The sequence below is a fragment of the Streptomyces sp. H27-H5 genome, assembly GCF_026627505.1.
Taxonomy (GTDB): Bacteria; Actinomycetota; Actinomycetes; order Streptomycetales; family Streptomycetaceae; genus Streptomyces.
The window spans coordinates 1-24,807 of record NZ_JAPNLK010000105.1 but is presented as its reverse complement, the minus strand read 5'-3'; the positions used below and the strand labels follow the sequence as shown (position 1 = coordinate 24,807).

The 24,807-nt window shown below is 72.3% G+C and carries 27 protein-coding genes; 14 read left to right on the top strand and 13 right to left on the bottom strand.

The window, feature by feature from the left end:
• A partial coding sequence (locus OTB19_RS35245) for a LysR substrate-binding domain-containing protein (RefSeq protein WP_267802807.1) occupies window positions 1-507 on the top strand: 507 nt, incomplete at its 5' end.
• Window positions 508-607: 100 nt separating this feature from the next.
• Here the strand turns inward: OTB19_RS35245 and OTB19_RS35240 are convergent.
• Window positions 608-1,606 carry a helix-turn-helix transcriptional regulator gene (locus OTB19_RS35240; protein WP_267802806.1) on the bottom strand — a complete coding sequence of 333 codons (999 nt, stop codon included), beginning with the start codon at window positions 1,604-1,606 and terminating at the stop codon, window positions 608-610.
• 161 nt (window positions 1,607-1,767) lie between these two features.
• Here OTB19_RS35240 and OTB19_RS35235 point away from each other — a divergent pair, with 161 nt between their 5' ends.
• Window positions 1,768-3,006: an ATP-grasp domain-containing protein gene (locus tag OTB19_RS35235; protein ID WP_267802805.1), complete on the top strand. Its 1,239-nt coding sequence runs from the start codon at window positions 1,768-1,770 to the stop codon at window positions 3,004-3,006.
• Between the two features lie 41 nt (window positions 3,007-3,047).
• On the opposite strand, the gene OTB19_RS35230 is transcribed toward OTB19_RS35235, so the two are convergent.
• Window positions 3,048-3,767, bottom strand: coding sequence for an alpha/beta hydrolase (locus OTB19_RS35230; protein WP_267802804.1), 720 nt, complete (start codon window positions 3,765-3,767; stop codon window positions 3,048-3,050).
• Window positions 3,768-3,881: 114 nt separating this feature from the next.
• Between OTB19_RS35230 and OTB19_RS35225 the strand changes: the two genes are divergently transcribed.
• From OTB19_RS35225 to OTB19_RS35215, 3 genes are all read left to right on the top strand, one after another.
• The gene (locus OTB19_RS35225; RefSeq protein ID WP_267802803.1) at window positions 3,882-5,030 is read left to right on the top strand and encodes an adenosine deaminase; all 1,149 of its coding nucleotides are present in this window, start codon (window positions 3,882-3,884) and stop codon (window positions 5,028-5,030) included.
• A 139-nt stretch (window positions 5,031-5,169) separates the two neighbouring features.
• Window positions 5,170-5,445: a hypothetical protein gene (locus tag OTB19_RS35220; protein ID WP_267802802.1), complete on the top strand. Its 276-nt coding sequence runs from the start codon at window positions 5,170-5,172 to the stop codon at window positions 5,443-5,445.
• Between the two features lie 127 nt (window positions 5,446-5,572).
• Complete coding sequence (locus OTB19_RS35215; protein WP_267802801.1) at window positions 5,573-6,343, top strand: hypothetical protein; 771 nt, start codon at window positions 5,573-5,575, stop codon at window positions 6,341-6,343.
• An 18-nt stretch (window positions 6,344-6,361) separates the two neighbouring features.
• Here the strand turns inward: OTB19_RS35215 and OTB19_RS35210 are convergent, their stop codons facing one another.
• The 5 genes from OTB19_RS35210 to OTB19_RS35190 all read right to left on the bottom strand — a co-directional run bounded on the left by OTB19_RS35210 (window position 6,362) and on the right by OTB19_RS35190 (window position 9,394).
• Window positions 6,362-6,574 carry a PspC domain-containing protein gene (locus OTB19_RS35210; RefSeq protein WP_267802800.1) on the bottom strand — a complete coding sequence of 71 codons (213 nt, stop codon included), beginning with the start codon at window positions 6,572-6,574 and terminating at the stop codon, window positions 6,362-6,364.
• Window positions 6,575-6,614: 40 nt separating this feature from the next.
• Window positions 6,615-7,169 (bottom strand): VanZ family protein, encoded by a 555-nt coding sequence (locus OTB19_RS35205; protein WP_267802799.1) that lies wholly within the window; start codon window positions 7,167-7,169, stop codon window positions 6,615-6,617.
• Between the two features lie 64 nt (window positions 7,170-7,233).
• Window positions 7,234-7,872, bottom strand: coding sequence for a PH domain-containing protein (locus OTB19_RS35200; RefSeq protein WP_267802798.1), 639 nt, complete (start codon window positions 7,870-7,872; stop codon window positions 7,234-7,236).
• A 25-nt stretch (window positions 7,873-7,897) separates the two neighbouring features.
• Window positions 7,898-8,530 (bottom strand): class F sortase, encoded by a 633-nt coding sequence (locus OTB19_RS35195; RefSeq protein WP_267802797.1) that lies wholly within the window; start codon window positions 8,528-8,530, stop codon window positions 7,898-7,900.
• Window positions 8,531-8,650: 120 nt separating this feature from the next.
• The gene (locus OTB19_RS35190; protein WP_267802796.1) at window positions 8,651-9,394 is read right to left on the bottom strand and encodes a hypothetical protein; all 744 of its coding nucleotides are present in this window, start codon (window positions 9,392-9,394) and stop codon (window positions 8,651-8,653) included.
• A 255-nt stretch (window positions 9,395-9,649) separates the two neighbouring features.
• Between OTB19_RS35190 and deoC the strand changes: the two genes are divergently transcribed.
• The 3 genes from deoC to OTB19_RS35175 are packed head-to-tail and all read left to right on the top strand — an operon-like array spanning window position 9,650 to window position 12,943.
• Complete coding sequence (gene deoC, locus OTB19_RS35185; RefSeq protein WP_267802810.1) at window positions 9,650-10,612, top strand: deoxyribose-phosphate aldolase; 963 nt, start codon at window positions 9,650-9,652, stop codon at window positions 10,610-10,612.
• A gap of 5 nt (window positions 10,613-10,617) precedes the next feature.
• Window positions 10,618-12,054, top strand: a complete 1,437-nt coding sequence (locus OTB19_RS35180) for an aldehyde dehydrogenase family protein (protein ID WP_267802795.1) — start codon at window positions 10,618-10,620, stop codon at window positions 12,052-12,054.
• Window positions 12,047-12,943 (top strand): aldehyde dehydrogenase family protein, encoded by an 897-nt coding sequence (locus tag OTB19_RS35175; RefSeq protein ID WP_053682718.1) that lies wholly within the window; start codon window positions 12,047-12,049, stop codon window positions 12,941-12,943. Before OTB19_RS35180 ends, OTB19_RS35175 begins: the two co-directional genes overlap by 8 nt.
• Window positions 12,944-13,017: 74 nt before the next feature.
• Here the strand turns inward: OTB19_RS35175 and OTB19_RS35170 are convergent, their stop codons facing one another.
• Window positions 13,018-13,383 (bottom strand): hypothetical protein, encoded by a 366-nt coding sequence (locus OTB19_RS35170; RefSeq protein ID WP_267802794.1) that lies wholly within the window; start codon window positions 13,381-13,383, stop codon window positions 13,018-13,020.
• A 114-nt stretch (window positions 13,384-13,497) separates the two neighbouring features.
• Here OTB19_RS35170 and OTB19_RS35165 point away from each other — a divergent pair, with 114 nt between their 5' ends.
• Window positions 13,498-14,166 carry a uridine kinase family protein gene (locus OTB19_RS35165; RefSeq protein ID WP_267802809.1) on the top strand — a complete coding sequence of 223 codons (669 nt, stop codon included), beginning with the start codon at window positions 13,498-13,500 and terminating at the stop codon, window positions 14,164-14,166.
• A 164-nt stretch (window positions 14,167-14,330) separates the two neighbouring features.
• Here the strand turns inward: OTB19_RS35165 and OTB19_RS35160 are convergent, their stop codons facing one another.
• A complete protein-coding gene (locus OTB19_RS35160) occupies window positions 14,331-15,023 on the bottom strand; it encodes a SigE family RNA polymerase sigma factor (RefSeq protein WP_267802793.1) in 693 nt (230 codons plus the stop codon).
• A 171-nt stretch (window positions 15,024-15,194) separates the two neighbouring features.
• Between OTB19_RS35160 and afsQ1 the strand changes: the two genes are divergently transcribed.
• From afsQ1 to OTB19_RS35145, 3 genes are read left to right on the top strand one after another with little or no spacing between them, the layout of a single operon-like run.
• A complete protein-coding gene (gene afsQ1 / locus OTB19_RS35155) occupies window positions 15,195-15,872 on the top strand; it encodes a two-component system response regulator AfsQ1 (protein ID WP_180291024.1) in 678 nt (225 codons plus the stop codon).
• A gap of 53 nt (window positions 15,873-15,925) precedes the next feature.
• Complete coding sequence (locus OTB19_RS35150; protein ID WP_267802808.1) at window positions 15,926-17,356, top strand: sensor histidine kinase; 1,431 nt, start codon at window positions 15,926-15,928, stop codon at window positions 17,354-17,356.
• Window positions 17,340-17,984: a GerMN domain-containing protein gene (locus tag OTB19_RS35145; protein ID WP_267802792.1), complete on the top strand. Its 645-nt coding sequence runs from the start codon at window positions 17,340-17,342 to the stop codon at window positions 17,982-17,984. The genes OTB19_RS35150 and OTB19_RS35145 overlap by 17 nt, the downstream gene beginning before the upstream one ends.
• A gap of 107 nt (window positions 17,985-18,091) precedes the next feature.
• On the opposite strand, the gene OTB19_RS35140 is transcribed toward OTB19_RS35145, so the two are convergent.
• The 3 genes from OTB19_RS35140 to OTB19_RS35130 form a co-directional block, all read right to left on the bottom strand.
• A complete protein-coding gene (locus tag OTB19_RS35140; protein ID WP_267802791.1) occupies window positions 18,092-19,741 on the bottom strand; it encodes a phospho-sugar mutase in 1,650 nt (549 codons plus the stop codon).
• Window positions 19,742-19,785: 44 nt separating this feature from the next.
• The gene (locus OTB19_RS35135; RefSeq protein ID WP_053682712.1) at window positions 19,786-20,592 is read right to left on the bottom strand and encodes a purine-nucleoside phosphorylase; all 807 of its coding nucleotides are present in this window, start codon (window positions 20,590-20,592) and stop codon (window positions 19,786-19,788) included.
• Between the two features lie 106 nt (window positions 20,593-20,698).
• Window positions 20,699-21,136 (bottom strand): gamma-glutamylcyclotransferase, encoded by a 438-nt coding sequence (locus OTB19_RS35130; protein ID WP_053682711.1) that lies wholly within the window; start codon window positions 21,134-21,136, stop codon window positions 20,699-20,701.
• A gap of 173 nt (window positions 21,137-21,309) precedes the next feature.
• Between OTB19_RS35130 and OTB19_RS35125 the strand changes: the two genes are divergently transcribed.
• Both OTB19_RS35125 and OTB19_RS35120 read left to right on the top strand, forming a co-directional pair.
• Window positions 21,310-22,749, top strand: a complete 1,440-nt coding sequence (locus OTB19_RS35125) for an NAD(P)H-quinone dehydrogenase (protein ID WP_267802790.1) — start codon at window positions 21,310-21,312, stop codon at window positions 22,747-22,749.
• Between the two features lie 211 nt (window positions 22,750-22,960).
• Complete coding sequence (locus OTB19_RS35120) at window positions 22,961-23,875, top strand: DeoR/GlpR family DNA-binding transcription regulator (protein ID WP_053682709.1); 915 nt, start codon at window positions 22,961-22,963, stop codon at window positions 23,873-23,875.
• 162 nt (window positions 23,876-24,037) lie between these two features.
• On the opposite strand, the gene OTB19_RS35115 is transcribed toward OTB19_RS35120, so the two are convergent.
• The coding region (locus OTB19_RS35115) for a biotin/lipoyl-containing protein (RefSeq protein WP_267802789.1) at window positions 24,038-24,807 on the bottom strand (770 nt) is incomplete at its 5' end.

Here is a 24,807-nt window from a genome sequence, read left to right as displayed (position 1 = left end):
TCCGGCCACGACCGCGGCGACATCGACACAACAAGCCCCTCCCCGGCCGGACCCTACCGACACAGGAACAACCTGCCCACCCGCTCCCACCAGCACCCTCAGCCACACGAATTAACCATCAGGGTCCTCGCCGGCCGCAAACGGATCCGGCTGGCCGAGGCCGCCGAGGAAACCTTCGTCACCCTGGAGCCCGGCTACGGCCTGCGCCGCATCACCGACGACCTGTGCGCGGAGGCCGGGTTCACCCCGAAGGTCGCCTTCGAGGGGGAGGAGGCCGAGACCCTGCGCGGCCTCGTCGCGGCCGGCCTCGGCGTCGCCCTGCTGCCGCCGCCCGCCGTGGCCCGGCCGGGGGTGGTCGAACTGACGGTGACGGCGCCCCGCGCCGTCCGCGAGATCGGCGTCGCCTGGCTCGACGGACACCCCGACACGCCCCCGGTCGCGGAGTTCAAGCGCTTCCTGCTGTCCCGGCGCGGCCGCCTGATCCCGGAGTTGCAGGGCCCGATCTGACGGCCGGGCCGAGCAGGGACGAGCCGGCTGAGCCGCCGGCCGCGCGCCGGCCGTGCCGCAGGCCGCGCACCGCCCCGCGGGCCCCGGGCTGGCCGTGTGCCTACTCCTGCGGGGCGGCCGGCTCCAGGGCCGCCGCCGTCGACAGCAAGTACCCTGCCTGGAAGCGGGACTTCGCCCCCACCGCCCGCATGATCTCCGCGATGTGCCGCTGGCAGGTCCGCTCCGACATCCCGAGCCGGCGCGCGATCACCTTGTCCTCCAGCCCCTCCGACAGCAGCCGCACGATGGTCTGCCGCAGCTCGTCCGACAGCGTCCGGGCCGCCTCCGGACTCACCGTCACCGGGAACGGCTCCGCGTCCAGCCAGGAGCGGTCGAACGCCGACGTCATGAAGTGCACGACGCTCGGCTCCCGCACCACCAGGGCCGCCCCGCCCCGGTCCGGCACCGCCATCAGGCCCGTGCGCCGGTCGAAGACCAGCATCCGCATCAGCCCGTCGCCCAGCGTCCGCACCTGCGCGCCCAGCGCCGTCACCCGCTCCACGTAGGCCGCGGTCGGACGCGAGTACCGGGCCGTGTGCTGGTAGATCGTCCGCATCCGGACCCCGCGCGCCAACAGCGCCTCGTCCCGCCCGATCGACTCCTCCAACACCTCCAGGGGCCGCCCGCCGCCCGGCTGCGAGGTCAGCATCTCCTCCTCGGCCGACGCGGCCAGCTCGGCGATCAGCCCCCGTACCGCCCCCAGGTCGGTCACCAGCTCCAGCCGGCCGGCCCCGCTCAGGTCCCGGTGCGCGGCCCCCGCCTCGTACGCCGGCACCAGCCGCTCCAGCCGCCCCCGCAGCCGGTCCATCTCGTCGTGGGTCTCGCGCACGAGCAGGGCCAGCGGGGCCAGCGCCCGGGCCGCCGCCGCCCGGGGGGCCACCGCGCTCCACCGTTCCGGTCCGGCGTCGGGGGACCGCTGGAGCAGGTGCGCCGCCGCCAGTTCGGTGATCGCCGCGGCCGCCCGCACGCCCAGCGCCGCCGTCGCCTCCGGAGGCGTGAAGGCGTGCCGCTCCACCGCGAACGCGTAGAGGCGCCGCGCCGCGGGGCTCAGTTCGCCCATGTCTCGGACTTCATCGGCTGGCATATGCATATTCGTCCCGGCCTGTGAATGTTTGTAAACCCCTCGTGTTCCCGCAAGGCGGCAAGACGACGCCCGCCCGACCGCCTGCGGCATATGCCGAACCGGCACAGTGGAGCCACGGCGTGAAGGGGGAGCGCGGTATGCGGCAGCGGACGGCCGACCAACGGCACCGGCCCGTGGCAGTCCTGCTGAGTCCTCGCCCCGCCGTGGTCGCGGCCGCCCGCCGTGCGGGCGCGCGCACCGTGGTGGTCGCGCCGGATCCATCGGTGCCATCCGACCGTGAGGGGGCGGAGCGGCGGGTACGGACGGACTGGCGCGACCACCCGCGCCTCGTGGGGGCCGTCGCCCGGCTGGAGGAGGTCCGCCGCGGCCGGGCCGCCGTCTTCGGCTTCGACCCCGCGGGCGCCCTCGCCGCCGCCCGCGCCAACGAGGAACTCGGCCTGCCCGGCACCCCCACCGCAGCCGTCACCGCCCTCATGGACAAGGCCGCCCTGCGGGTCCGCTCCAACGGCCTCCACGCCACCCACCCCGTCTCCTTCGCCCGCTGCGGCCGCGCCGACCTCATCCCCTTCATCACCACCCTCATCGGCTACCCCTGCGTCATCAAGCCCCGCTGGGGCGCCGACGGAGAGGGTGTACGGCTGGTCGCCGACCCGGCCGGGGCCCGCTCCGCCGCCCGCGGCTACCCGGCCGTCACCGACCTGCTCGTCGAGGAGTACCTCGAAGGCCCCGAGTTGGCCGTCTCGACCCTCTCCCGGGAGGGCCGCCACCGGATCCTCGGCTGGTCGCGGCGCATCCCCGCCGCCGGCCCCGACCTCACCGCGACCGGCCATCGGCTGCCGGTCGCCCTGGACGCGACGGCGGCCGAAGCCGTCAGGTCCCTGGTCCGCGCGGTCCTCGACCTCGCCGGCCACCGCGACGGCCCGTCCCACACCGAGGTCGTGCTCACCCCCCGCGGCCCCCGGCTGATCGAGGCCCACGCCCGACCCGGAGCCGACGAGCTCACCCACCTGCTCCGGCTCGCCCACGGCACCGACGTGCTCGGACTGGCGCTCGCCGCCGGACTGGGCCTCCCCGACCCGCCGCGTCGGCATCGCGCCGCCCACGCGGGCCTGCGGTACGTGGACTTCCCGCCCGGCTGGCGCACCGACGGGGCGGGCCCCGGCATCGCCGCGGCCCGGGCCGTGCCCGGCGTGGTCCGGGTCCACCTGGAGGTCCCGCGCGGGGCCGTCGTCCGCCGCCCGCCGACCGGCGCGCGGCACCACGCGTACGTACTCGCCACCGCGCCGACCGCCGGCTCGCTGGGCACCGTCCTGGACCGCGCCACGGGCCTGCTGGGCGGCCGCCACGACGCGCCCGGGGTCCACGTGGTGCGCTGACCCCGGCGCACCGTCCCGGACGGCCCGCCGGGATCCGCGCGTCAGCCCCGCAGGGACCGGCCGAAACCGGAGGCCAGCGGCATCCGCAGACCCAGCGGCGGCGGCGCGGCGAGCGCGTCCGTGACCGGCCGCGAGTACCGGCCCGAGAACACCGCGCCGAGCACGAAGTCCACGCCCAGCGCCACCACTTCCGCCTGGTGCTCGCGCAGCCCGTGCCCGTCCGAGTGCACCTCGAAGCGGCAGGTCGAACGGTTCGCCTTCTTCGCCCGCGTCGCCAGCAGGAAGGAGGACTCCGGGTCGCTGCGCGCGTCGTTGGTCCCGTGCACGATCAGCACCTGCCGCCCCGAGAGCTGCCTCACCGGCTCAGGGGGCTCCTCCGGGGAGGGCCCGCCCAGACAGGGGGCGAGCGCGAGAACCGAGTTGACCGCCGCGTGGCCCCCCGCGCGCAGCACCGCCCGGCCCCCGGCGTCGTAGCCGACCAGGCAGACGGGCACGTCCCCGTACCGGCGCACCACCTCGTCCGCCGCCCACTCGGCGTCCTCCTCCCGGGCCCCGGCCCCGTGCACGACGGGGTGCGCGACCAGCCCGTGCGCCGCGCCCGAGCGCGCCAGCGCCCGCGCGAGCGGGCGCAGCGGCCCGGGGGACCATCTGGACGCCCCGGGGAGGAGGAGCACCACACCACTGACCGTCGTGACCGGGCCGTTCGCGCCGGCCGCCCGCCCCAGGCGGGCCCCGCGCGCCGGCGGCGCATGCTGTGCCATGGCGGAACAGTCTCAGACCGACAGGTGTACTCCACCCGTCCGCACGGTCACTGTTACGTATCGACGGCCGTCGGGGACACCATGCTCTACGCGCGTAGGAGCTAGAGTGCCCAGATGACGAGCGAGACCCTCAACGTGCCCACCCCGGATCAGATCCGCCGCTCCCCGAAGGTGCTCCTGCACGACCACCTCGACGGTGGACTGCGCCCCGGGACCATCATCGAGCTGGCGCAGGAGGCCGGCTACGAGAACCTTCCCGAGACCGATGCCGACAAGCTGGGCATCTGGTTCCGGGAAGCCGCCGACTCCGGCTCCCTCCCGCGCTACCTGGAGACGTTCGCGCACACCTGCGCCGTCATGCAGACGAAGGCCGCCCTGTTCCGGGTCGCCGCGGAGTGCGCCGAGGACCTGGCCGAGGACGGCGTCGTGTACGCCGAGATCCGCTACGCCCCCGAGCAGCACCTGGAGGCCGGCCTGACCCTCGAAGAGGTCGTCGAGGCGGTCAACGACGGCTTCCGCGAGGGCGAGCGCCGCGCCAAGGCGAACGGCCACCGCATCCGCGTCGGCGCGCTGCTCACCGCGATGCGCCACGCGGCCCGCGCGCTGGAGATCGCCGAGCTGGCGAACCGGTACCGCGACAACGGCGTGGTCGGCTTCGACATCGCCGGCGCCGAGGCCGGGTTCCCTCCCACCCGCCACCTCGACGCCTTCGAGTACCTCAAGCGCGAGAACAACCACTTCACCATCCACGCGGGCGAGGCCTTCGGCCTTCCGTCGATCTGGCAGGCCCTGCAGTGGTGCGGCGCCGACCGCCTGGGTCACGGCGTGAAGATCATCGATGACATCGAGGTCGCCGCCGACGGCTCCGTGAAGCTGGGTCGCCTGGCCTCCTACGTCCGCGACAAGCGCATCCCCCTGGAGATGTGCCCGACGTCGAACCTGCAGACGGCCGCGGCCGCCTCGTACGCCGAGCACCCGATCGGCCTGCTGCGCAAGCTGCACTTCCGGTTGACCGTCAACACCGACAACCGGCTGATGAGCGGTACGAGCATGAGCCGCGAGTTCGAGCACCTGGTCGACACCTTCGGCTACTCGCTGGACGACATGCAGTGGTTCACCGTCAATGCGATGAAGTCCGCGTTCATTCCTTTCGATGAACGACTGGCCATGATCAACGAGGTCATCAAGCCCGGCTATGCGGAGCTGAAGTCGGAATGGCTGTTCCGGCAGACGGCCTCGACCAGCGGTTCTGTCTCGGCCTAGGCCACGACATGACGGACCGAAGGCGCCCGGGAGGAGCAATTCCCGGGCGCTTTCTCGTATTTACAGATGTTTGCGGGTCGGGGTTTGAAGTGACTAGTTTGCGGAGCCGCTCAATTCCCCGTCGCAAGGACGATCCTTCATGAAGCAGTCAGCTGCCAAGACCTTCGGCCTCGCCGCTCTCGGTGCCGTCGCCGCCGTCGCCGCCGCCGCCGGTTCCGCCGCCGCCGTCCCCGCCGTCGGCCTCACGGACGCACTGGGCCCCGTCACGGGCGCCCTCCAGACCGCCACCAGCCAGCAGCACGTGAAGGCCGACAAGGGTCAGGCGAGCGACCCCGCGGCCCCGCTCGGCCAGCTCACCGACTCCCTCGGCCCCACGCTCGGCGGCCTGCCCGTCGGTGGCGCGCTCGGCGGCTGACCAGGCCGCGATCCGCACGCGAGTACGCATGGCGCACACCGCTTCGAGCAGGTGTGCGCCACGTCGCGTCGTGTGCCACGATCACCGTCAACTGCCCGCCAACGCACGCGGTATGAGGTCATCGGTCATGCGCCTGAAGGCACCAGTCAAGCTCGGAGCGGCCACGGCCGCACTGCTCCCCGCCCTCCTTCTCGGAGCGGTCGGTTGCAGCGGTACGGGCACCCCGGAGACCGACAAGGCCCCGGACCCCAAGGGCTCCGCCTCGGCCCCGAACCCGTCCTCGGGCGCGCCCGGAGCCCCCGCCGGTTCGGCCGCGCCGAAGAAGGGCGGCAGCAGACTGGAACGGTCCGCACTCGAACAGGGCGACCTCGCCGGCTACCAGATCTCCGCCCAGGGCAAGAACCCGAACGCCCCCGACGGCCAGCCGCAATCCGACAAGAAGCCCTGCCAGCCGCTCGCCGACATCATGGGCGACAAGCCCGACCCGGCCGCGCGGGAAACCGTCAACCGGGGCGTCGGATCCCAGAAGCAGGTCGGCCTCGCCGTCTCCGCCTCCGTCAGCTCCTACGCGGAGAAGGACGCCAAGCGGCTGATCTCCCGCCTGCGCGACGCCGTCGCCGCCTGCGGTTCCGGATTCGCGGCCACCGTGCAGAAGCAGACCGGCAGCTACCGCGACGTGAAGCCCGTCGCCTACGAGACCGGCGGCGACGAGAGCGTCAGCTGGACCACGACCGCCGCCGCCCAGGGCGTCTCCGCCCAGGTCCACCTGGTGGTCGTGCGCGAGGGCGACACCGTGGTGCGGCTCATGGCCCTCAACGTGGCCGCCGCCGAGAAGAAGGCGCAGGTCCCCCGGGAAGTGGCGGACAAGCAGCTGGAGAAGGTCCAGCGGGCGGCCTGATCGAAGCGTCGGAACGGACTACCAGGCGGTGTGGGCGGAAGCGGCGGCGTACTTCTGGTTCGGCAGCAGCACCCACAGCGCCAGGTAGATCAGGAATTGCGGACCCGGCAGCAGGCACGACAGGACGAAAATGATCCGCATCGTCTTCGCCTTGATTCCGAAACGCTGCGCGAGACCGGCACAGACGCCACCGATCATCCGTCCGTCACGGGGGCGGGTAATCGCGCTCATGGGGATTCTCCTTCGTATGGGATCGCTTTCCTGCGATGCCTCAATACTCGCGGGGAACCGCCGACAAAACCTCGGTCCAGGGGCCGAGGTCGACCCTGGTGATTCTCGGGGTGTGCCCCTGAGAACGCCTCAGCCGGGCCCTCAGGACCGGCACCACCGTCGCGTGCGTGATCAACACCCCGGCGGTGTTCAGCAACAGCGAGTCCACGTCGACCACCTGACCCGGGACCGCCGTCTGCAACATCAGGATGCTCAGCGACACCAACGCCCCCGCGGCCGCCGTCCGGGCCAACGAGGACCACGCGGCCAGCGGTGACGGCGCGAGCCGCCCGCCGACGAGCGGCAACAACACCCCGAGCGGAGCCAGCAGGGCCAGCCCCTTGCCGATCCGGCACGCCGCCTCGAACGGCCCGTACGCGAGGTCCGCCCGGATCCCCTCCAGCGGGGACAGGTTCGCGGCCGCCGCCCAGGGCACGTCCAGTGGCCGCAGGCTCAACCAGCCGACGACGAGGAGATGGGCGGCCAGCAGGGCCCCGCCCAGGAGCCGGAGCCGGAGATCTATGGCGGCGCTGCCGCCGCCCTCATGACGCTGCACACCAGCGAGGACGCAGGCCCCGGTGGCGGTGGTTCCGGCGGGTGGCGAGGGACTGCGCGGCGTTTCAGCCGGTGGCGAGCAGCACGATCAGCGCGACCGCGCCGATCACGGCGGGCGCGATGATCTCGAACGACCACCGGACCCGCACCTCGCCCTGCGCCCCCGCGCGCGTGGCCCCGCGCTCGGCCAGTTCCCGCAGCTCGTCCACGACCTTGTCGGCGCCCGCCCGCGGCGGCTCGTCGACCGCGGCGCCGGCCGGAGCCGGATCCGGGGACAACCCGCGGCCGGTCAACCCGCCCCGCCGGCCGGCGGGGCGCTGCGCCCTCTTGCGCTCGCGCAACGAGACCGGCACGGACCACAGCTGGTAGGTGGAACCCTCCGCCAGCACCTCCGCCGAGTACCCGGCGCGCACCGCGTCCACGGCCGCCCAGGGCAGCTCGATCACGCGGAAGGGATTGCGCACCCGCATGCGGTCGTCGTTGGCGAAGACGGCGGGCCGGAAGGTGAACGCCACGATGAGCGGCACGGCGCACACGGCGATGGCCAGCGCCACCCACCGCGTCGACCCCTCGCCGCGCAGGACCGCGTCCCCGCAGAGCCAGGCGACCATCCCGAGCATCAGCACGCCCGTGACGATGGCCATGGGCGAGCGGTAGACCCGGTCGTCGTACACCGGCTCGTCAGGGGGTTGCTGGCTGCTCATGCGCCCGATTGTGCCTCACGCCGTCTCACCCCACGAGATCGGCGTACAGGATGATGTTGTCGGGGCGGTGGCCGTCGGTGATCTCGCCGCCGCAGGTGACGACGCGCAGCTCCGGGCGGGTGGTGTTCCCGTACACCTTCGCGGTGGGGAAGCTCTTCTTGTCGACCTGCTCCAGCTCGCGCACCCGGAAGACGGCGGAGCCGCCGTCCGCGCGGGACACGGTGATCTCGTCGCCGACGCGGACCCTGGAGACGTCCTTCAGCACGGCCGGCCCGCGCGCGGTGTCGAAGTGGCCGATCAGCACGGCGGGCCCGGTCTGACCCGGGGTGACGCCCTTGGTGTACCAGCCGATCTTGTCCCCGTCGGCGACGGAGGGCACCTGGACGGTCCCGTCGCTCTCCAACCCCAGGCGGAGCACGGGGGAGGTGTCGACGCCCGCCGCGGGGATCCGTACCCGCACCGGCTCCGAGGCGGGCAGCGGCGTGAGCGCCGCCGGCGGCGCGGCCGGCGCCGGGGAGGCGTCCCGCGCGGGCGAGGCCGCGATGCGCGGCGGCGCCGTGGCGGCCTCGCCGGCGGGGCGGGCGGAGCCGCCGCAACCGGCCAGGGCGACGGGCGCGAGGAGGGCGGCGGCGAGCAGGGGGCGGGCGCGATGGGCCATGGAAGTGCTCCGGGAACGGGGCCGGTGGGGCTCGGGCGGGAAGCGGGAAGGGGAACGCCCTGCGGCGGGCCACCGTGAAGGTGACCCGCCGCAGGGCGTGTTCGAGGGGATCGGCGGCGGTCAGGCGCGACTGCGGGAACGGCGGGAGAGGTGCAGCGCCGCCGCGCCGAGCGCGGCGAAGATCGCCACGAGGCCGGCGCCGGCCGCGACCGTGCTGCTGTCGTCCGTGTCCGGGCCGGCGATCTCGGCGCCCGCGGCGACCGGGCCCCGGGGGACGACCGCCGTCTGCGCCTTCACGTCGGTCTTCGCGGGGACGCCCGCCGCGGCCGAGGGCTTCGCGGACGACACGACGGTCGGCTTGGCGGAGGGCTTCGCGGAGGGGACGGTCGAGGGCTTCGCGGAAGGCTTCACGGACGGCTGGGCCGACGGCTTCGTGGAAGGCTCGGTGGACGGCTTGCCCTTCGGCAGCGGGTGGCTGTCGGTGCCCGCCGGCCCGCGGACCGTCAGCGAGGGGGTCGCGGTGTCCGCCTCGACGAGCGTGAACGTGTACCCGTTGACCGTGGCGCCGGTGTGCGTGCGGCTCAGCACGTCGTACACGTGACCCGCCCAGCCGTCCGAGGGCTTCCAGTCCGGGCCGACGGCGCGCAGCCACACCTCGGGGCCCTCGGACTCGTTCCGCAGCACCGCCAGCACGCCTTCGGCCACGAGGACCATCTCCCCGGCGTAACGGTCGCTGCCCGACGTGGTCCCGGACACCGCCGTGACGGCCTGGGGAGCGGGAGCGGCGAACGCTCCGGCGGCGGGAGCGAGGAGAGCGCCGGCGAGGGCGGCGGTGACGATCGAGGTGCGGAGGGCGGTACGCATAACGACTCCTGGAGCGTGGGTGAGGAAAGTGGAGGAGAGTCGCATGCCGCGTTGAGTCTGGTCGGTCTGGTTCACCGGGTCAGGTGTGGCGGGCTGCTGAGGAGAAATCTATGGATCTTGTGCGGTCGGACGATCCTGTTCCTGTCACCGGATCGTCACGACGTGCGGTCGTTCGGAGAACGCATGCGTTTTCGGTTGATTCGGGGGAGGGGGGTGACAGGCCGCTACGCGCGTAGATATGCTCATGTGGTGACCATGCCCACCACCCTCACCGCATTCGCCGACGTGACGACGTCCGACAGTGCGCTGCGCCGCTTCCTGCACGGGCTGCCCGGCGTAGACGCAGTCGGACTGGAGGCCCGCGCGGCCTCCCTCGGCACCCGCTCGATCAAGACGACGGCCAAGGCCTATGCCATCGACCTGGCCATCTCGATGATCGACCTGACGACGCTCGAGGGTGCGGACACCCCGGGCAAGGTCCGGGCGCTGTCCCACAAGGCCGTCAACCCCGATCCGACCGACCGTACGACGCCCATGACCGCCGCGGTCTGCGTCTACCCCGACATGGTGGCCACCGCCAAGGCGGCGCTGAACGGCGCCGACGTCAAGGTGGCTTCCGTCGCCACGGCGTTCCCCGCCGGCCGTGCCGCCCTGCCCGTGAAGCTCGCCGACACGGCCGACGCCGTCGCCGCCGGCGCCGACGAGATCGACATGGTCATCGACCGTGGCGCCTTCCTCGCCGGCCGCTACCTGGACACGTACGAGCTGATCCGCTCCGTCAAGGAGGCCTGCGTCCGCCCCGACGGCACCGCCGCACGCCTCAAGGTCATCTTCGAGACCGGCGAGCTGTCGACGTACGACAACATCCGCCGGGCCTCCTGGATCGGCATGATGGCCGGCGCGGACTTCATCAAGACGTCCACCGGCAAGGTCGGGGTGAACGCCACCCCCGCCAACACCCTGCTCATGCTCGAAGCCGTCCGCGACTTCAAGGCGCAGACCGGGATCCAGATCGGCGTGAAGCCGGCCGGCGGCATCCGCACGACCAAGGACGCGATCAAGTTCCTGGTCCTGGTCAACGAGACCGCGGGCGAGGACTGGCTGAGCAACCACTGGTTCCGCTTCGGCGCCTCCAGCCTGCTCAACGACCTGCTGATGCAGCGCCAGAAGCTGAGCACCGGCCGTTACTCCGGTCCCGACTACGTGACGGTGGACTGATCACCATGGCATCCCTTTTCGAGTACGCACCCGCCCCCGAGTCCCGCTCGGTCGTCGACATCGCCCCGTCCTACGGGCTCTTCATCGACGGCGAGTTCACCGAGGCCGCCGACGGCAAGGTCTTCAAGACCGTCTCGCCGTCCTCCGAGGAGGTCCTGGCCGAGGTCGCCCAGGCCGGCGCCGCCGACGTGGACCGCGCCGTCAAGGCCGCCCGCAAGGCCTTCGAGAAGTGGTCCGCGCTGCCCGGTTCCGAGCGCGCCAAGTACCTCTTCCGCATCGCCCGGATCATCCAGGAGCGCAGCCGCGAGCTGGCCGTCCTGGAGACCCTGGACAACGGCAAGCCGATCCGGGAGACCCGCGACGCGGACCTCCCGCTGGTCGCCGCGCACTTCTTCTACTACGCGGGCTGGGCCGACAAGCTCGACCACGCCGGCTACGGCGCGAACCCGCGCCCCCTCGGTGTGGCCGGCCAGGTCATCCCGTGGAACTTCCCGCTCCTGATGCTCGCGTGGAAGATCGCCCCGGCGCTCGCCACCGGCAACACGGTCGTGCTGAAGCCCGCCGAGACCACCCCGCTGTCCGCGCTCTTCTTCGCGGACATCTGCCGCCAGGCGGGCCTGCCCAAGGGTGTCGTCAACATCCTCACCGGGTACGGCGACGCGGGCGCGGCCCTCGTCGAGCACCCGGACGTCGACAAGGTCGCCTTCACCGGCTCGACCGCGGTCGGCAAGAAGATCGCCCGCCACGTCGCCGGCACCGACAAGAAGGTCACCCTGGAGCTGGGTGGCAAGGGCGCCAACATCGTCTTCGACGACGCCCCGATCGACCAGGCCGTCGAGGGCATCGTCACCGGCATCTTCTTCAACCAGGGCCAGGTCTGCTGCGCGGGCTCGCGCCTGCTGGTCCAGGAGTCGATCCACGACGAGCTGCTGGACTCCCTCAAGCGCCGCCTCTCCTCGCTGCGCCTGGGCGACCCGCTCGACAAGAACACCGACATCGGCGCGATCAACTCCGCCGAGCAGCTCGCCCGGATCACCGCGCTCGCCGAGACCGGCGAGGCCGAGGGTGCCGAGCGCTGGTCCCCGGCCTGCGAACTGCCGTCCGCCGGCTACTGGTTCGCCCCGACGCTCTTCACGAACGTCACCCAGGCGCACACCGTCGCCCGCGACGAGATCTTCGGCCCGGTGCTGTCCGTGCTGACGTTCCGTACGCCCGACGAGGCCGTCGCCAAGGCCAACAACACCCAGTACGGCCTGTCCGCCGGCATCTGGACGGAGAAGGGCTCGCGCATCCTCGCGGTCGCGAACAAGCTCCGCGCGGGAGTCGTCTGGGCCAACACGTTCAACAAGTTCGACCCGACCTCGCCCTTCGGCGGTTACAAGGAGTCGGGCTTCGGGCGCGAAGGCGGCCGTCACGGCCTGGAGGGCTACCTCGATGTCTGAGCAGCAGAACCGCCTCAGTGTCTTCAAGACCTACAAGCTGTACGTCGGGGGGAAGTTCCCCCGCTCCGAGAGCGGCCGGGTGTACGAAGTGACCGACAGCAAGGGCAAGTGGCTGGCCAACGCCCCGCTGTCCTCCCGCAAGGACGCCCGTGACGCGGTCGTCGCCGCCCGCAAGGCCTTCGGCGGCTGGGCCGGCGCGACCGCGTACAACCGCGGCCAGGTCCTCTACCGCGTCGCCGAGATGCTGGAGGGCCGCCGCGAGCAGTTCGTCCGGGAGGTCGGCGAGGCCGAGGGGCTGTCGAAGTCCAAGGCCGCAGCGGTCGTGGACGCGGCGATCGACCGCTGGGTCTGGTACGCGGGCTGGACCGACAAGATCGGCCAGGTCGTGGGCGGGGCCAACCCGGTCGCGGGTCCGTTCTTCAACCTGTCCACTCCGGAGCCGACCGGTGTGGTCACGGTCGTCGCCCCGCAGGACTCCTCGTTCCTGGGCCTGATCTCCGTGATCGCCCCGGTGATCGCCACGGGCAACACCGCGGTCGTCATCGCGAGCGAGAAGTCCCCGCTGCCCGCGCTGTCCCTGGGCGAGGTGCTGGCCACCTCCGACCTGCCCGGCGGCGTGGTCAACATCCTGTCCGGCAAGGCCGGCGAGATGGGCCCGCACCTGGCGTCCCACCAGGACGTCAACGCGATCGACCTGGCGGGCGCCGACGTGGCGCTGGCCAAGGAGCTGGAGATCGCGGCGGCCGACAACCTCAAGCGCGTCCTGCGTCCACAGCCTGTGGACGACTGGACGGCCGACCCTGGCACCTCGCGCCTGACGGCGTTCCTGGAGACCAAGACGGTCTGGCACCCCACGGGTTCGCTGGGCTCGGGCGGTTCGTCCTACTAGACGGACCCGGCCCGCCCCTGGACCGGCCCCGGCAGCGACCCCCGTGCTGCCGGGGCCTTCCCGTACCCGCGTGCCTACGTGCCCGCCGCCGGGAGCAGCGGCCCGAGCAGCGAGGACGCCGCCGCGGTGGGGAGTTCGCCGACCGAGGGGCCCTGGGTCAGCACTCCGGTGACCATGCCCGTGCCGACCGACGGAAAGTCCGCGATCTTGGTGGCCACGCCGTTGTCGAGCGGGTCCACGCCGGTGTGGGCGAGCGGGTTCACCTTGAGGTTGGAGATCGGGTCGGCGACGCCCGCCAGGGCCGCCGGGACGGAGAGTTCACCGGCCTGGGCGCCCCCCGCCGCCATCGCCAGGGCCGCGCCGGCCATGGTCAGGGTGAGGCCCGCGCCGCGAAGGGCGCGCGCGCCGGCGCCGTTGCCGGGTGCTGCGTGACGTGCCATGAGGATCCCGCCTGTGGTCGTAGTCGCGTGCGCACGCAGCGTAGTGGAGGTGCGGCTGTCGACACCAACCGGCCGCGCGGGTGTGAGAGTGCTCGCAGGGCACGTCGCCGGTGTATCGATACCGCGGGTCATGGTTCACACTGGTGTCCCGTGAGCTGTTCCTCTCCTCTGCCAACGCGTGTCGTGCTGCTGACCGGACCCTCGGGCTCCGGCAAGTCCTCGCTCGCGGCCCGCTCCGGGTTGCCCGTGCTGCGCCTGGACGACTTCTACAAGGAGGCGGACGACCCGACCCTCCCCCTGGTCGAGGGCAGCTCCGACATCGACTGGGACTCCCCGCTGTCCTGGGACGCGGAGTCGGCGGTCACCGCCATCTCCCGACTCTGCGCGGTGGGCCGGACCGAGGTCCCGACGTACTCCATCGCGACGTCCTCGCGGACCGGGACCGAGACCCTGGACATAGCGCGGACCCCCCTGTTCATCGCCGAGGGCATCTTCGCGGCGGACATCGTGGCGCGTTGCCAGGACCTGGGGCTGCTCGCCGACGCGATCTGCCTGCGGGGGCGGCCCTCGACGACCTTCCGCCGGCGCCTCGCGCGGGACCTGCGGGAAGGCCGCAAGTCCCTGCCGTTCCTGCTGCGCAGGGGCTGGCGGTTGATGCGGGCCGAGCGGGACATCGTCGCCCGGCACACCACCCTCGGCGCCCACGCCTGCGGCCGCGACGAGGCGTTGGGCCGGCTGGCCGCCTGCGCCGCCGGCCGGCACCGCGCCCCCGCCTCCGCCTGACCCCGCCGGGGCCCCGCCCGCGGCGCCCGTGGACGGGCACGCGAAAAGGCGGGATCACGCGGACCCCCGGCCGCTTGATCCCGCCTCTTCCCCCCCCGCGACCCCCGCCCCACCCCCGTAGGACGGGCCCCCCGGCCCCGTGGTCCAACCCCCGTTGGTTCGTGTCAGGCGACGAGCTCGCCGAAGGAGTCCGACTCGTCGCGGCCGAAGCTCAGCGCCTCGTCGTCCCGCAGGCGCCGCAGCGACCGCCAGATGCTCGACTTCACCGTGCCGACGCTGATGCCCAGGATCTCCGCGATCTCCGGGTCCGTGCGGCCCTCGTAGTACCGCAGCACCAGCATCGTGCGCTGCGGCTCCGGGATGCGGGTCAGTGCCTGCCACAGCACCGTGCGCAGCTCCGTGCCGCGCATCGCGTCCGTGTCGGAGGCCGTCTCCGGCAGTTCCTCGGTCGGGTACTCGTTCAGCTTCCGCCGACGCCAGGCGCTGATGTGCAGGTTCGTCATCGTGCGCCGCAGGTAACCGCCGACGGCGGCCTTGTCGCTGATCCGGTCCCAGGCGCGGTAGGTGGAGAACAGCGCGCTCTGGAGCAGGTCCTCGGCCTCGTGGCGATCGCCGGTGAGGTGGAAGGCCGTCGCGTAGAGGGCGGCCCGCCGCTCCTGGACGTACGCCGTGAACTCGGCCTCCGAGGAGGACGGGATCCGTGCGGCGGGAACCGCCTGGTACGTGTTCGCGTCGATGGCTACAGGGTGCGTCGGTCGCGGACGGGCGACCGTCGCCGTACGGACACCCGCCCGGCGGTTCACATCGTGCAGCCGCGTGACAACCGCGCTGGTGGTGGTGCTGTGCAGCGTGTTCATCTCGCGCCCCCCGTCGTGGAGTCTGCTTCGGTCCGTTCGTTGGTATGAAGACTGCCCGGCGGAGATAACCGGGTTGTCCTTCGACTGTCACAGGCCTGTCACAGGGGCCTGTGAGCGATCTCCACCTCAGGACTGTCGAAGTCCCAACGGCTGATGGGACAGAATGAGCCCGTGCCTTTCCTGTTGCTGATCGAGGACGACGACGCCATCCGCACGGCCCTCGAACTTTCCCTGTCACGCCAGGGCCACCGTGTGGCCACCGCGGCGACGGGCGAGGACGGCCTGAAACTGCTGCGCGAGCAGCGGCCGGACCTGATCGTGCTGGATGTGATGCTGCCCGGGATCGACGGCTTCGAGGTGTGCCGGCGGATCCGCCGCACCGACCAGCTGCCGATCATCCTGCTCACCGCCCGCAGCGACGACATCGACGTCGTGGTGGGCCTGGAGTCGGGTGCCGACGACTACGTGGTCAAGCCCGTCCAGGGCCGGGTGCTCGACGCCCGCATCCGGGCCGTGCTGCGCCGCGGCGAGCGGGAGGCGAGCGACTCCGCGGTCTTCGGTTCCCTGGTCATCGACCGGGCGGCGATGACGGTGACGAAGAACGGCGAGGACCTCCAGCTGACGCCGACCGAACTGCGCCTGCTGCTGGAACTCAGCCGCCGACCCGGTCAGGCCCTGTCCCGGCAGCAGTTGCTGCGGCTGGTCTGGGAGCACGACTACCTCGGTGACTCGCGCCTCGTCGACGCCTGCGTGCAGCGGTTGCGCGCCAAGGTGGAGGAAGTGCCGTCCTCACCGACCCTGATCCGTACCGTTCGCGGCGTCGGCTACCGGCTGGACTCCCCGCAGTGATCAGAGCCCTGTTCGCGGGCCGGCGCTGGACCAGCCTGCGGCTGCGGCTCCTCATGGTGTTCTCGCTGGTGGCGCTGACGGCCGCCGTCTCCGCCTCCGGCATCGCGTACTGGCTGAACCGCGAGGCGGTGCTCACCCGCACCCAGGACGCGGCCCTGGGGGACTTCCGCCAGGAGATGCAGAACCGTGCCGCCGCGTTGCCCGGCGACCCGACGCCCGACGAGATGCAGCGCACCGCCGAGTTGATGGCGGGGAGCAGCCCCGGGTACAGCGTGCTGTTGGTGGACGAACGCAAGGACGGCCGCAAGGTGTTCGGCGCGGCCGGCCCGGACACCTTCGGACTGAACGACGTGCCGAAGTCCCTGCAGAACGCGGTGAACGACCGGCAGAAGACGACGGCCGCCAACGACGCCGACTACCACATGTACTGGCAGCGGACGAAGCCGCGCGGCAATCCGTACCTGGTCGGCGGGACGCGGATCGTGGGCGGCGGCCCGACGGGCTACATGTACAAGTCGCTGGCGCAGGAGCGTGACGACCTCAACGCGCTGGGCTGGTCGCTGACGATCGCGACCGGTCTGGCACTGCTCTGCTCCGCGCTGCTCGCCCAGGCCGCGGCGCGCACCGTCCTCAGGCCCGTACAGCGGCTGGGGGACGCGGCGCGACGGCTGGGCGAAGGGGAGTTGGACCACCGGCTGGACGTGTCGGGGACCGACGAACTCGCCGACCTGGCGCACACCTTCAACAAGACGGCGGAGGCGCTGGAGAAGAAGGTCGCGGACATGAGCGCGCGGGAGGAGTCCAGCCGACGGTTCGTCGCGGACATGTCCCACGAGCTGCGTACGCCGCTCACGGCGCTGACGGCGGTCGCCGAGGTGCTGGAGGAGGAGGTCGACGACCTCGATCCGATGATCGCGCCGGCGGTGGCCCTGGTGGTCAGCGAGACCCGGCGGCTCAACGTCCTGGTCGAGAACCTGATGGAGGTCACCCGCTTCGACGCGGGGACGGCCCGACTGGTGCTGGACGACGTGAACGTCGCCGACCAGGTCACGGCGTGCATCGACGCCCGCGCCTGGCTCGACGCCGTCGAACTCGACGCGGAGCGCGGGATCGTGGCCCGGCTCGACCCGCGACGCCTCGACGTGATCCTGGCCAACCTGATCGGCAACGCGCTCAAGCACGGCGGTTCGCCGGTGCGGGTGTCGCTGGCCGTCGACGGGGAGTGGCTGGTGATCGTGGTCGAGGACAACGGGCCGGGCATTCCCGAAGAGGTCCTCCCGCACGTCTTCGACCGCTTCTACAAGGCGAGCGCGTCCCGTCCCAAGTCCGACGGCAGCGGGCTGGGCCTGTCGATCGCGATGGAGAACGCGCACATTCACGGCGGCGACATCAGCGCCGCCAACGGGGCCGACGGCGGGGCGCAGTTCACGCTGCGGCTGCCGGTGGACGTGGGGAAGGCGGTCATCCGTGACGCGGACGCGTAGGGCCCTCGCGGGCATCGCCCTCGGCGTGCTGCTGACCGGTGCCACCGGGTGCGGGATCCGGGCCACGACCGTACCCGTGGACGTCGGCGCGGCGCCCTCGCGGGTGTCCTGCGACACCCCCGAGCAGGCCGGCGGGCAGAGCGGGGTGCAGGGGTTCCGCGCCACGGTGGCGCTGGTGTGCGGATCGCAGCTGGTGAACGTCGAGCGGGTGATCCCGGTACCCGAGAAGCGGCCGGTGCGCGACCCGCTGGTCCTGGCCGCGCAGGCCCTGCTGGAGGCGCTGGAGAAGGAGCCGTCCGCAGCGGAACGGGACGCCGGTTTCACGACCGGGGTACCGGAGGGGCTCCAGGTGGTGCCGGTGCGCGCGGGCGACCCGGCGGGCACGGTGCGGTTGAGCCGCAAGCCGGAGGACCTGCCGCCGGTGGCGCTGTCGCAGCTGGTGTGCACGCTCGCCGACAGCGACGCGGTGTCGGCGGGACCCGGCCCGGTGGTGTTGGGCGGGCCGGACGCGGACCCGCCGCGCGCGTGGGAGTGCGGCGAGGCCGTGCGCTCGCGCCCGGAATCGGTGGCGACGCTGGGGGACGTGGTCCGCCCGTCGACGACGCCGAAGGCGTCCCCGACCCCGTAGGCACCGGCCCGGCCCGGACGGCCCGGCCCGGACGGCCCGGCCCGGACGACACGACGGCCCCCGGAGCGGAAGCTCCGGGGGCCGAGCCGTGCGAGGGGCGAGAGGGGCTAGATGCCCGCCGCCACCGAGAAGTCCTTCTTGATCGCGTCCAGGATCTCCTGCCCGCGGACGCGGGCCGGGGCCAGGTCGGAGGCTTCCGCCACCGGCACCACGACCTCCAGGTAGCACTTCAGCTTCGGCTCCGTGCCCGACGGGCGGACGATCACCCGGGCCGTGTGGTCACCGTCGAGGTGGTATCGCAGGCCGTCCGTCGGCGGGAGGGACTCCGTGCCCCGGCTCAGGTCCTCCGCGGTGACGACGCGCAGGCCCGCCAGGGACGTCGGCGGCTGCGCGCGCAGCCGCGCCATCGCCGAGGCGATGACCGACAGGTCCGAGACACGGACCGACAACTGGTCGGTGGCGTGCAGGCCGTGGACCAGCGCGAGGTCGTCCAGCAGGTCGGACAGGGTGCGACCCTGCTCCTTGAGCTCCGAGGCCAGCTCCGCCACCAGCAGGGCGGCGGTGACGCCGTCCTTGTCGCGGACGCCCTCGGGGTCCACGCAGTAGCCGAGCGCCTCCTCGTAGCCGTAGCGCAGACCCTCCACGCGGGCGATCCACTTGAAGCCCGTCAGGGTCTCCTCGTAACCGACGCCCGCGGCCTCCGCGATCCGGCCCAGCAGGCTGGACGAGACGATCGACTCGGCGAAGACGCCCCGGGCGCCCTTGTGGACGAGGTGGGCCGCCAGCAGCGCGCCGACCTCGTCGCCGCGCAGCATCCGCCAGCCGCCGTCGTCGGTGGGGACGGCCACCGCGAGGCGGTCCGCGTCGGGGTCGTTCGCGATCACGATGTCCGGGTTCGCCTCGGCGGCCGTCGCGAAGGACAGGTCCATCGCGCCGGGCTCCTCCGGGTTCGGGAAGGCGACCGTCGGGAAGGCCGGATCCGGCTCCGCCTGCTCGGCGACGAGCACCGGCGTCGGAAAGCCGTGGCGGGCGAAGGCCGCCAGCACGACGTCCTTGCCGACACCGTGCATGGCCGTGTAGACGGTTCGCACGCCCCGCGGGGAGCCGGGGGTCAGGACCTCGTCCGTACGGGCCAGGTAGGCCTCCAGGACCTCGTCGCCGAGGTCCTCCCAGCCGGACTCCGGACGCGGCACGTCCGCGAGCGCGGCGATCGCGTCGATCTCCGCGGCGATCCCGGTGTCCGCCGGGGAGACGATCTGGGAGCCGTCGCCGAGGTAGACCTTGTAGCCGTTGTCCCGCGGGGGGTTGTGGCTCGCGGTCACCTCGACGCCGGCGACGGCGCCCAGGTGCCGTATGGCGAAGGCGAGGACGGGCGTCGGCAGCGGACGCGGCAGGACGGCCGCGCGCAGCCCGGCGCCGACCATGACGGCGGCGGTGTCGCGGGCGAAGTCCGCGGACTTGTACCGCGCGTCGTAGCCGACGACGACCAGGCCGCCGTCGTGGCCCTGGGCCTTCAGGTAGGCCGCCAGGCCCGCCGCGGCCCGGATGACCACGTTGCGGTTCATCCGCATCGGACCCGCGCCCAGCTCACCGCGCAGTCCGGCGGTGCCGAACTGGAGCATGCCGGAGAAACGGTCCGCGAGCTCCGCGGTGTCCCCGGCCTCGACGATCGCGCGCAGCTCGGCCGCGGTCTCCGGGTCCGGGTCCTCCGCCAGCCAGGCCCGCGCCCGGGTGATCAGGTCGTCCTGTTCCTGCACTACTTCCGCCTTACCTCTCGTACGGTGCCGGTGGCTGTCCCCGCTCAGATGCGGGCGAGGACCTGGGTCAGCAGCTTGCCCATGCGCGCGGCCGAGTCACGACCGGCCTGGAGCACCTCTTCGTGGTTGAGGGGCTCGCCGGAGATGCCCGCCGCCAGGTTGGTGACCAGGGAGATCCCGAGCACCTCGGCGCCGGCCTCACGGGCGGCGATGGCCTCCAGCACGGTGGACATGCCGACCAGGTCGGCACCCATGACGCGGATCATGTTGATCTCGGCCGGGGTCTCGTAGTGCGGGCCGGGGAACTGGACGTAGACGCCCTCTTCGAGGGTCTCGTCGATCTCCTTGCACATCGCGCGCAGGCGAGGCGAGTAGAGGTCGGTGAGGTCCACGAAGTTGGCGCCGACGATCGGCGAGGTCGCGGTGAGGTTCAGGTGGTCGCTGATCAGGACGGGCTGGCCGGGCTTCATGCCCTCGCGCAGACCGCCACAGCCGTTGGTCAGGACGACGGTCTTGCAACCGGCGGCGACGGCGGTACGGACGCCGTGGGCGACGGCGGCGACGCCGCGGCCCTCGTAGTAGTGGGTCCGGCCGAGGAAGAGCAGCGCGCGCTTGTCGCCGATCTTGTACGAGCGGATCTTGCCGCCGTGGCCCTCGACCGCGGGCGGCGGGAAGCCGGGCAGCTCGGTGACGGGGAATTCGGCCTCGGGCGCACCGAGCGCCTCTGCGGCGGGGGCCCAGCCGGAGCCCATGACGAGGGCGACATCGTGGGATTCGGCGCCGGTCAGCTCACGCAGGCGGGCGGCTGCGGCGGTGGCGTCGGCGAAGGGGTCGGTAACAGATGCGTTCACCGGACGAGCGTAACCGCTGATGGCCTACGCGCGTAGATGGCGCAGCTCACGGTGTTCGGATCGTTGCCTTGTCGTTTCCGCCGAATCGTCCCGAAGCCGGTGGGCGTCAGCAGGGACGCTTGCGGAGTTCCATCACGTAGTCGTGCGGGGCGCCCGCGGATTCGGCGGCGTCGGCGATCTCGCCGAGGTAGCGCGCGGAGGGCAGACCGCCCTCGTAACCGTTCAGGACGTAGATCCAGGCGGCTTCCTCGCCGTCCAGGGTGTGCACCCGCACGCGCATCCGGCGATAGATGTCGAGCCCGACGCCCTCCCAGCGGTCCAGGGAGTCCTCGTCCAGCGGGGCCACGTCGTACAGCGCGACGAAGACCTGGTGACGCGGGGCCTCGACGACCGTGACCAGTGCGCCCTCCCAGCCCATCTGCTCGCCGCCGAAGGTCAGCCGCCAGTCGTTGATCCAGCCCGTGCCGCGCAGCGGCGAATGGGGAGCGCGGCGCGTCATCAGCCGCGGGTCGAGGTTGCCGGCGTACGCGGCGTAGAGCGACATGTGGTCGAGGGTACGGGAGGGGCGGGGATCGACGCGTGCCCGGATGGCGGGACCGGGCGTGAAGCACCTTGATGCGTGCGGGACAATGGGGCACGGAATGCATCCCCCGGGGAGATTCCCGGAACCCCCGGCCGGGGGCGGCACCGGCCGGGTAGACGTGAGGCGGAGTTTTCGTGACCCGGATCGTGATCATCGGCGGCGGACCCGGCGGATATGAGGCGGCCCTCGTGGGCGCCCAGCTCGGCGCGGAGGTGACCGTCGTCGACTGCGACGGTCTGGGCGGTGCGTCGGTGCTCACCGACTGCGTGCCATCGAAGACCCTCATCGCGACCGCCGAGGTCATGACGACCTTCGATTCCTCGTACGAGGAGCTGGGGATCGTCGTCGCGGACGACACCCCGCACATCGAGCAGGCCGCGCGCGTCGTCGGCGTCGACCTCGGCAAGGTCAACCGACGAGTCAAGCGCCTCGCGCTGGCCCAGTCCCACGACATCACCGCCTCCGTCACCCGCGCCGGCGCCCGTGTCATGCGCGGCCGCGCCAAGCTCGGCGGCCCCCAGGGCATCGACGGCACCCGGGACGTGATCGTCACCGCGGCCGACGGCACGGAGACGATCCTCACCACCGACGCCGTGCTGATCGCGACCGGCGGCACCCCCCGGGAGATCCCGGACGCGATGCCCGACGGCGAGCGGATCCTGAACTGGACCCAGGTCTACGACCTGGAGGAGCTCCCCGAGGAACTCATCGTGGTCGGCTCGGGCGTCACCGGCGCGGAGTTCGCCGGCGCGTACCAGGCGCTCGGCTCCCGGGTGACCCTGGTGTCCTCGCGCGACCGGGTGCTGCCGGGCGAGGACCCCGACGCGGCCGCCGTCCTGGAGGACGTGTTCCGGCGACGCGGCATGAACGTCATCGGCCGCTCCCGCGCCGAGTCCGCCAAGCGGGTCGGCGACCGGGTCGAGGTCACGCTGTCCGACGGGCGCGTCCTCACCGGCACCCACTGCCTGATGGCGGTCGGCGCGATCCCGAACACCGCGAACATGAATTTGGAGGAGTCCGGGGTCCGCCTCAAGGAGTCCGGGCACATCTGGACCGACAAGGTCTCCCGCACCTCCTCGCCGGGCGTCTACGCCGCCGGTGACGTGACCGGGATCTTCGCGCTCGCCTCCGTCGCCGCCATGCAGGGCCGCATCGCGATGTACCACTTCCTCGGCGACGCGGTGACCCCGCTGAACCTCAAGACGGTCTCCTCGAACGTCTTCACCGACCCGGAGATCGCCACCGTCGGCTACACGCAGGCCGACGTGGACTCCGGGAAGATCGACGCCCGCGTGGTGAAGCTCCCGCTGCTGCGCAACCCGCGCGCCAAGATGCAGGGCATCCGGGACGGTTTCGTGAAGCTGTTCTGCCGCCCGGGCACCGGCATCGTCGTCGGTGGCGTGGTCGTCGCGCCGCGCGCGAGCGAACTGATCCACCCGATCTCGATCGCCGTCGACAACAACCTGACGGTCGAGCAGATCGCAAACACGTTCACCGTGTACCCCTCGCTGTCCGGTTCGATCGCGGAGGCGGCACGCCAGTTGCACAACCGGAAGGCCGCCGGCGAGGCGTAGGCACCGTCAAGCGCCTTTGTCCACAGGGAGGTTGGGGCGGCAGGGAGTGGTGTGGCGGACTGTTCACGAAACTGTCCGACCGCGTATACCACTAGTCGACCCACCTTACGGACAACTTCGGTATTCCGGCGTAAAGAGCTGAAAGCAGACGGTCGTTGGGGTTACTGTCAGTTTCGTGTTCGCTGCAGAACGTCGCCAATTGATCCTCGAAATGGTGCGGGCCAACGGAGCGGTATCGCTTCGTGAGCTCGCCCGCGTCGTCCAGACCTCCGAAGTGACCGTACGGCGGGACGTGCGGGCACTGGAGGCAGAAGGACTCCTCGACCGCCGGCACGGCGGTGCGGTCTTGCCGGGCGGATTCACGCGAGAGTCCGGCTTTCCGCAAAAGTCTCATCTCGCGACGGCGGAGAAGACCGCCATTGCCGATGTCGCGGCCGGCCTCGTCGAAGAGGGCGAAGCCATCGTCGTCGGCGCCGGTACCACGACCCAGGAGCTGGCCCGCCGGCTCGCCCGGGTGCCCGGACTGACCGTCGTCACCAACTCGCTGCTCGTCGCCCAGGCGCTGGCCCATGCCAACCGGGTGGAAGTGGTGATGACCGGTGGCACGCTGCGCGGGTCCAACTACGCGCTCGTCGGCAGCGGCGCCGAGCAGTCCCTCCAGGGGCTGCGGGTGTCCCGGGCCTTCCTGTCCGGGAGCGGACTGACCGCCGAGCGCGGGCTCTCCACCTCGAACATGCTCTCCGCGAGCGTGGACCGGGCGCTGGTGCAGGCCGCCGCGGAGGTCGTCGTACTCGCCGACCACACCAAGCTCGGTACGGACACCATGTTCCAGACCGTGCCCACGGACGTGATGACGCGGCTGGTGACCGACGAGCCGCCACCGCACGACGAACGGGCGGGTACGGAACTGCAGGCGCTGGCCGATCAGGGCGTGCAGATCACGGTGGCCGGCGCGGTCGCCTCCGGCGGTGGGGACGGGATGCAGGGGCGTCGACCCCGTCGGGATTCCCCGCTGCCGGTACAGCGGCGGGGCGGTCCGACCGCCCAACTGCGCAGCGCGCCCGCCGGGCTGCTGGAACAGCAGGCCGGAGAACGGGCACGGGTCGCGGACATGCGGCGTCGCTAGGCCCTGACGCCGCCGGACCCCGACGTCGAAAGGCCCTGACGTCGAAAGGCCCTGACGTCGCCCAGGTCCCTTTGTCGAAGGCCCCGTTGGCGAGGGCCCCGTTGTCGAAAGGCCCCGCCCGGATCACCGGGCGGGGCCTTCGAGGTGAGAACGGGACGGTGGTCAGTCCTTGATCTCGCAGATGGTGGCGCCGGAGGTGAGGGACGCGCCGACTTCGGCCTTGAGGCCGACGATGGTGCCGGAGCGGTGTGCGTTGAGGGGTTGTTCCATCTTCATGGCCTCGAGGACGACGATCAGGTCGCCTTCGTTGACCTGTTGGCCTTCCTCGACGGCGATCTTGACGATGGTTCCCTGCATCGGGGAGGCGAGGGTGTCGCCGGAGGCGGCCGGGCCGGACTTCTTGGCGGCGCGGCGCTTGGGCTTGGCGCCGCCGGCGGCGGCGGTGCGGGCCAGGGTCATGCCCAGCGAGGACGGGAGGGAGACCTCCAGTCGCTTGCCGCCGACCTCGACGACGACGGTCTCGCGGCCGGGCTCGTCCTCGGCGTCCTCCGCGGCCGGGGCCACGAACGCCTTGATGTCGTTGACGAACTCGGTTTCGATCCAGCGGGTGTGGACCGTGAAGGGTCCTTCCGTCGGGGCGAAGGCGGGGTCGGTGACGACGGCGCGGTGGAAGGGGAGGGCGGTGGCCATGCCCTCGATCTCGAACTCGGCGAGCGCGCGGGCCGCGCGCTGGAGGGCCTGTTCGCGGGTGGCGCCGGTGACGATCAGCTTCGCCAGGAGGGAGTCCCAGGCCGGCCCGATGACGGAGCCGGATTCCACGCCCGCGTCGAGGCGGACGCCGGGGCCGGAGGGGGGTGCGAAGCGGGTGACGGTGCCGGGGGCGGGCAGGAAGCCGCGGCCGGGGTCCTCGCCGTTGATGCGGAACTCGAAGG

Bases quoted from the DNA above. Each gene is read 5' to 3' on its own strand.
- deoC (WP_267802810.1), top strand. From the start codon at position 9,650: ATGCCCACCACCCTCACCGCATTCGCCGACGTGACGACGTCCGACAGT.
- OTB19_RS35225 (WP_267802803.1), top strand. From the start codon at position 3,882: ATGACGAGCGAGACCCTCAACGTGCCCACCCCGGATCAGATCCGCCGC.
- OTB19_RS35230 (WP_267802804.1), bottom strand. From the start codon at position 3,767: ATGGCACAGCATGCGCCGCCGGCGCGCGGGGCCCGCCTGGGGCGGGCG.
- OTB19_RS35150 (WP_267802808.1), top strand. From the start codon at position 15,926: ATGGTGTTCTCGCTGGTGGCGCTGACGGCCGCCGTCTCCGCCTCCGGC.
- OTB19_RS35210 (WP_267802800.1), bottom strand. From the start codon at position 6,574: ATGAGCGCGATTACCCGCCCCCGTGACGGACGGATGATCGGTGGCGTC.
- OTB19_RS35130 (WP_053682711.1), bottom strand. From the start codon at position 21,136: ATGTCGCTCTACGCCGCGTACGCCGGCAACCTCGACCCGCGGCTGATG.
- OTB19_RS35170 (WP_267802794.1), bottom strand. From the start codon at position 13,383: ATGGCACGTCACGCAGCACCCGGCAACGGCGCCGGCGCGCGCGCCCTT.
- OTB19_RS35180 (WP_267802795.1), top strand. From the start codon at position 10,618: ATGGCATCCCTTTTCGAGTACGCACCCGCCCCCGAGTCCCGCTCGGTC.
- OTB19_RS35120 (WP_053682709.1), top strand. From the start codon at position 22,961: ATGGTGCGGGCCAACGGAGCGGTATCGCTTCGTGAGCTCGCCCGCGTC.
- OTB19_RS35200 (WP_267802798.1), bottom strand. From the start codon at position 7,872: ATGAGCAGCCAGCAACCCCCTGACGAGCCGGTGTACGACGACCGGGTC.
- OTB19_RS35220 (WP_267802802.1), top strand. From the start codon at position 5,170: ATGAAGCAGTCAGCTGCCAAGACCTTCGGCCTCGCCGCTCTCGGTGCC.
- OTB19_RS35215 (WP_267802801.1), top strand. From the start codon at position 5,573: ATGCGCCTGAAGGCACCAGTCAAGCTCGGAGCGGCCACGGCCGCACTG.
- OTB19_RS35175 (WP_053682718.1), top strand. From the start codon at position 12,047: ATGTCTGAGCAGCAGAACCGCCTCAGTGTCTTCAAGACCTACAAGCTG.
- OTB19_RS35190 (WP_267802796.1), bottom strand. From the start codon at position 9,394: ATGCGTACCGCCCTCCGCACCTCGATCGTCACCGCCGCCCTCGCCGGC.
- OTB19_RS35195 (WP_267802797.1), bottom strand. From the start codon at position 8,530: ATGGCCCATCGCGCCCGCCCCCTGCTCGCCGCCGCCCTCCTCGCGCCC.
- OTB19_RS35235 (WP_267802805.1), top strand. From the start codon at position 1,768: ATGCGGCAGCGGACGGCCGACCAACGGCACCGGCCCGTGGCAGTCCTG.
- OTB19_RS35240 (WP_267802806.1), bottom strand. From the start codon at position 1,606: ATGGGCGAACTGAGCCCCGCGGCGCGGCGCCTCTACGCGTTCGCGGTG.
- OTB19_RS35160 (WP_267802793.1), bottom strand. From the start codon at position 15,023: ATGAACACGCTGCACAGCACCACCACCAGCGCGGTTGTCACGCGGCTG.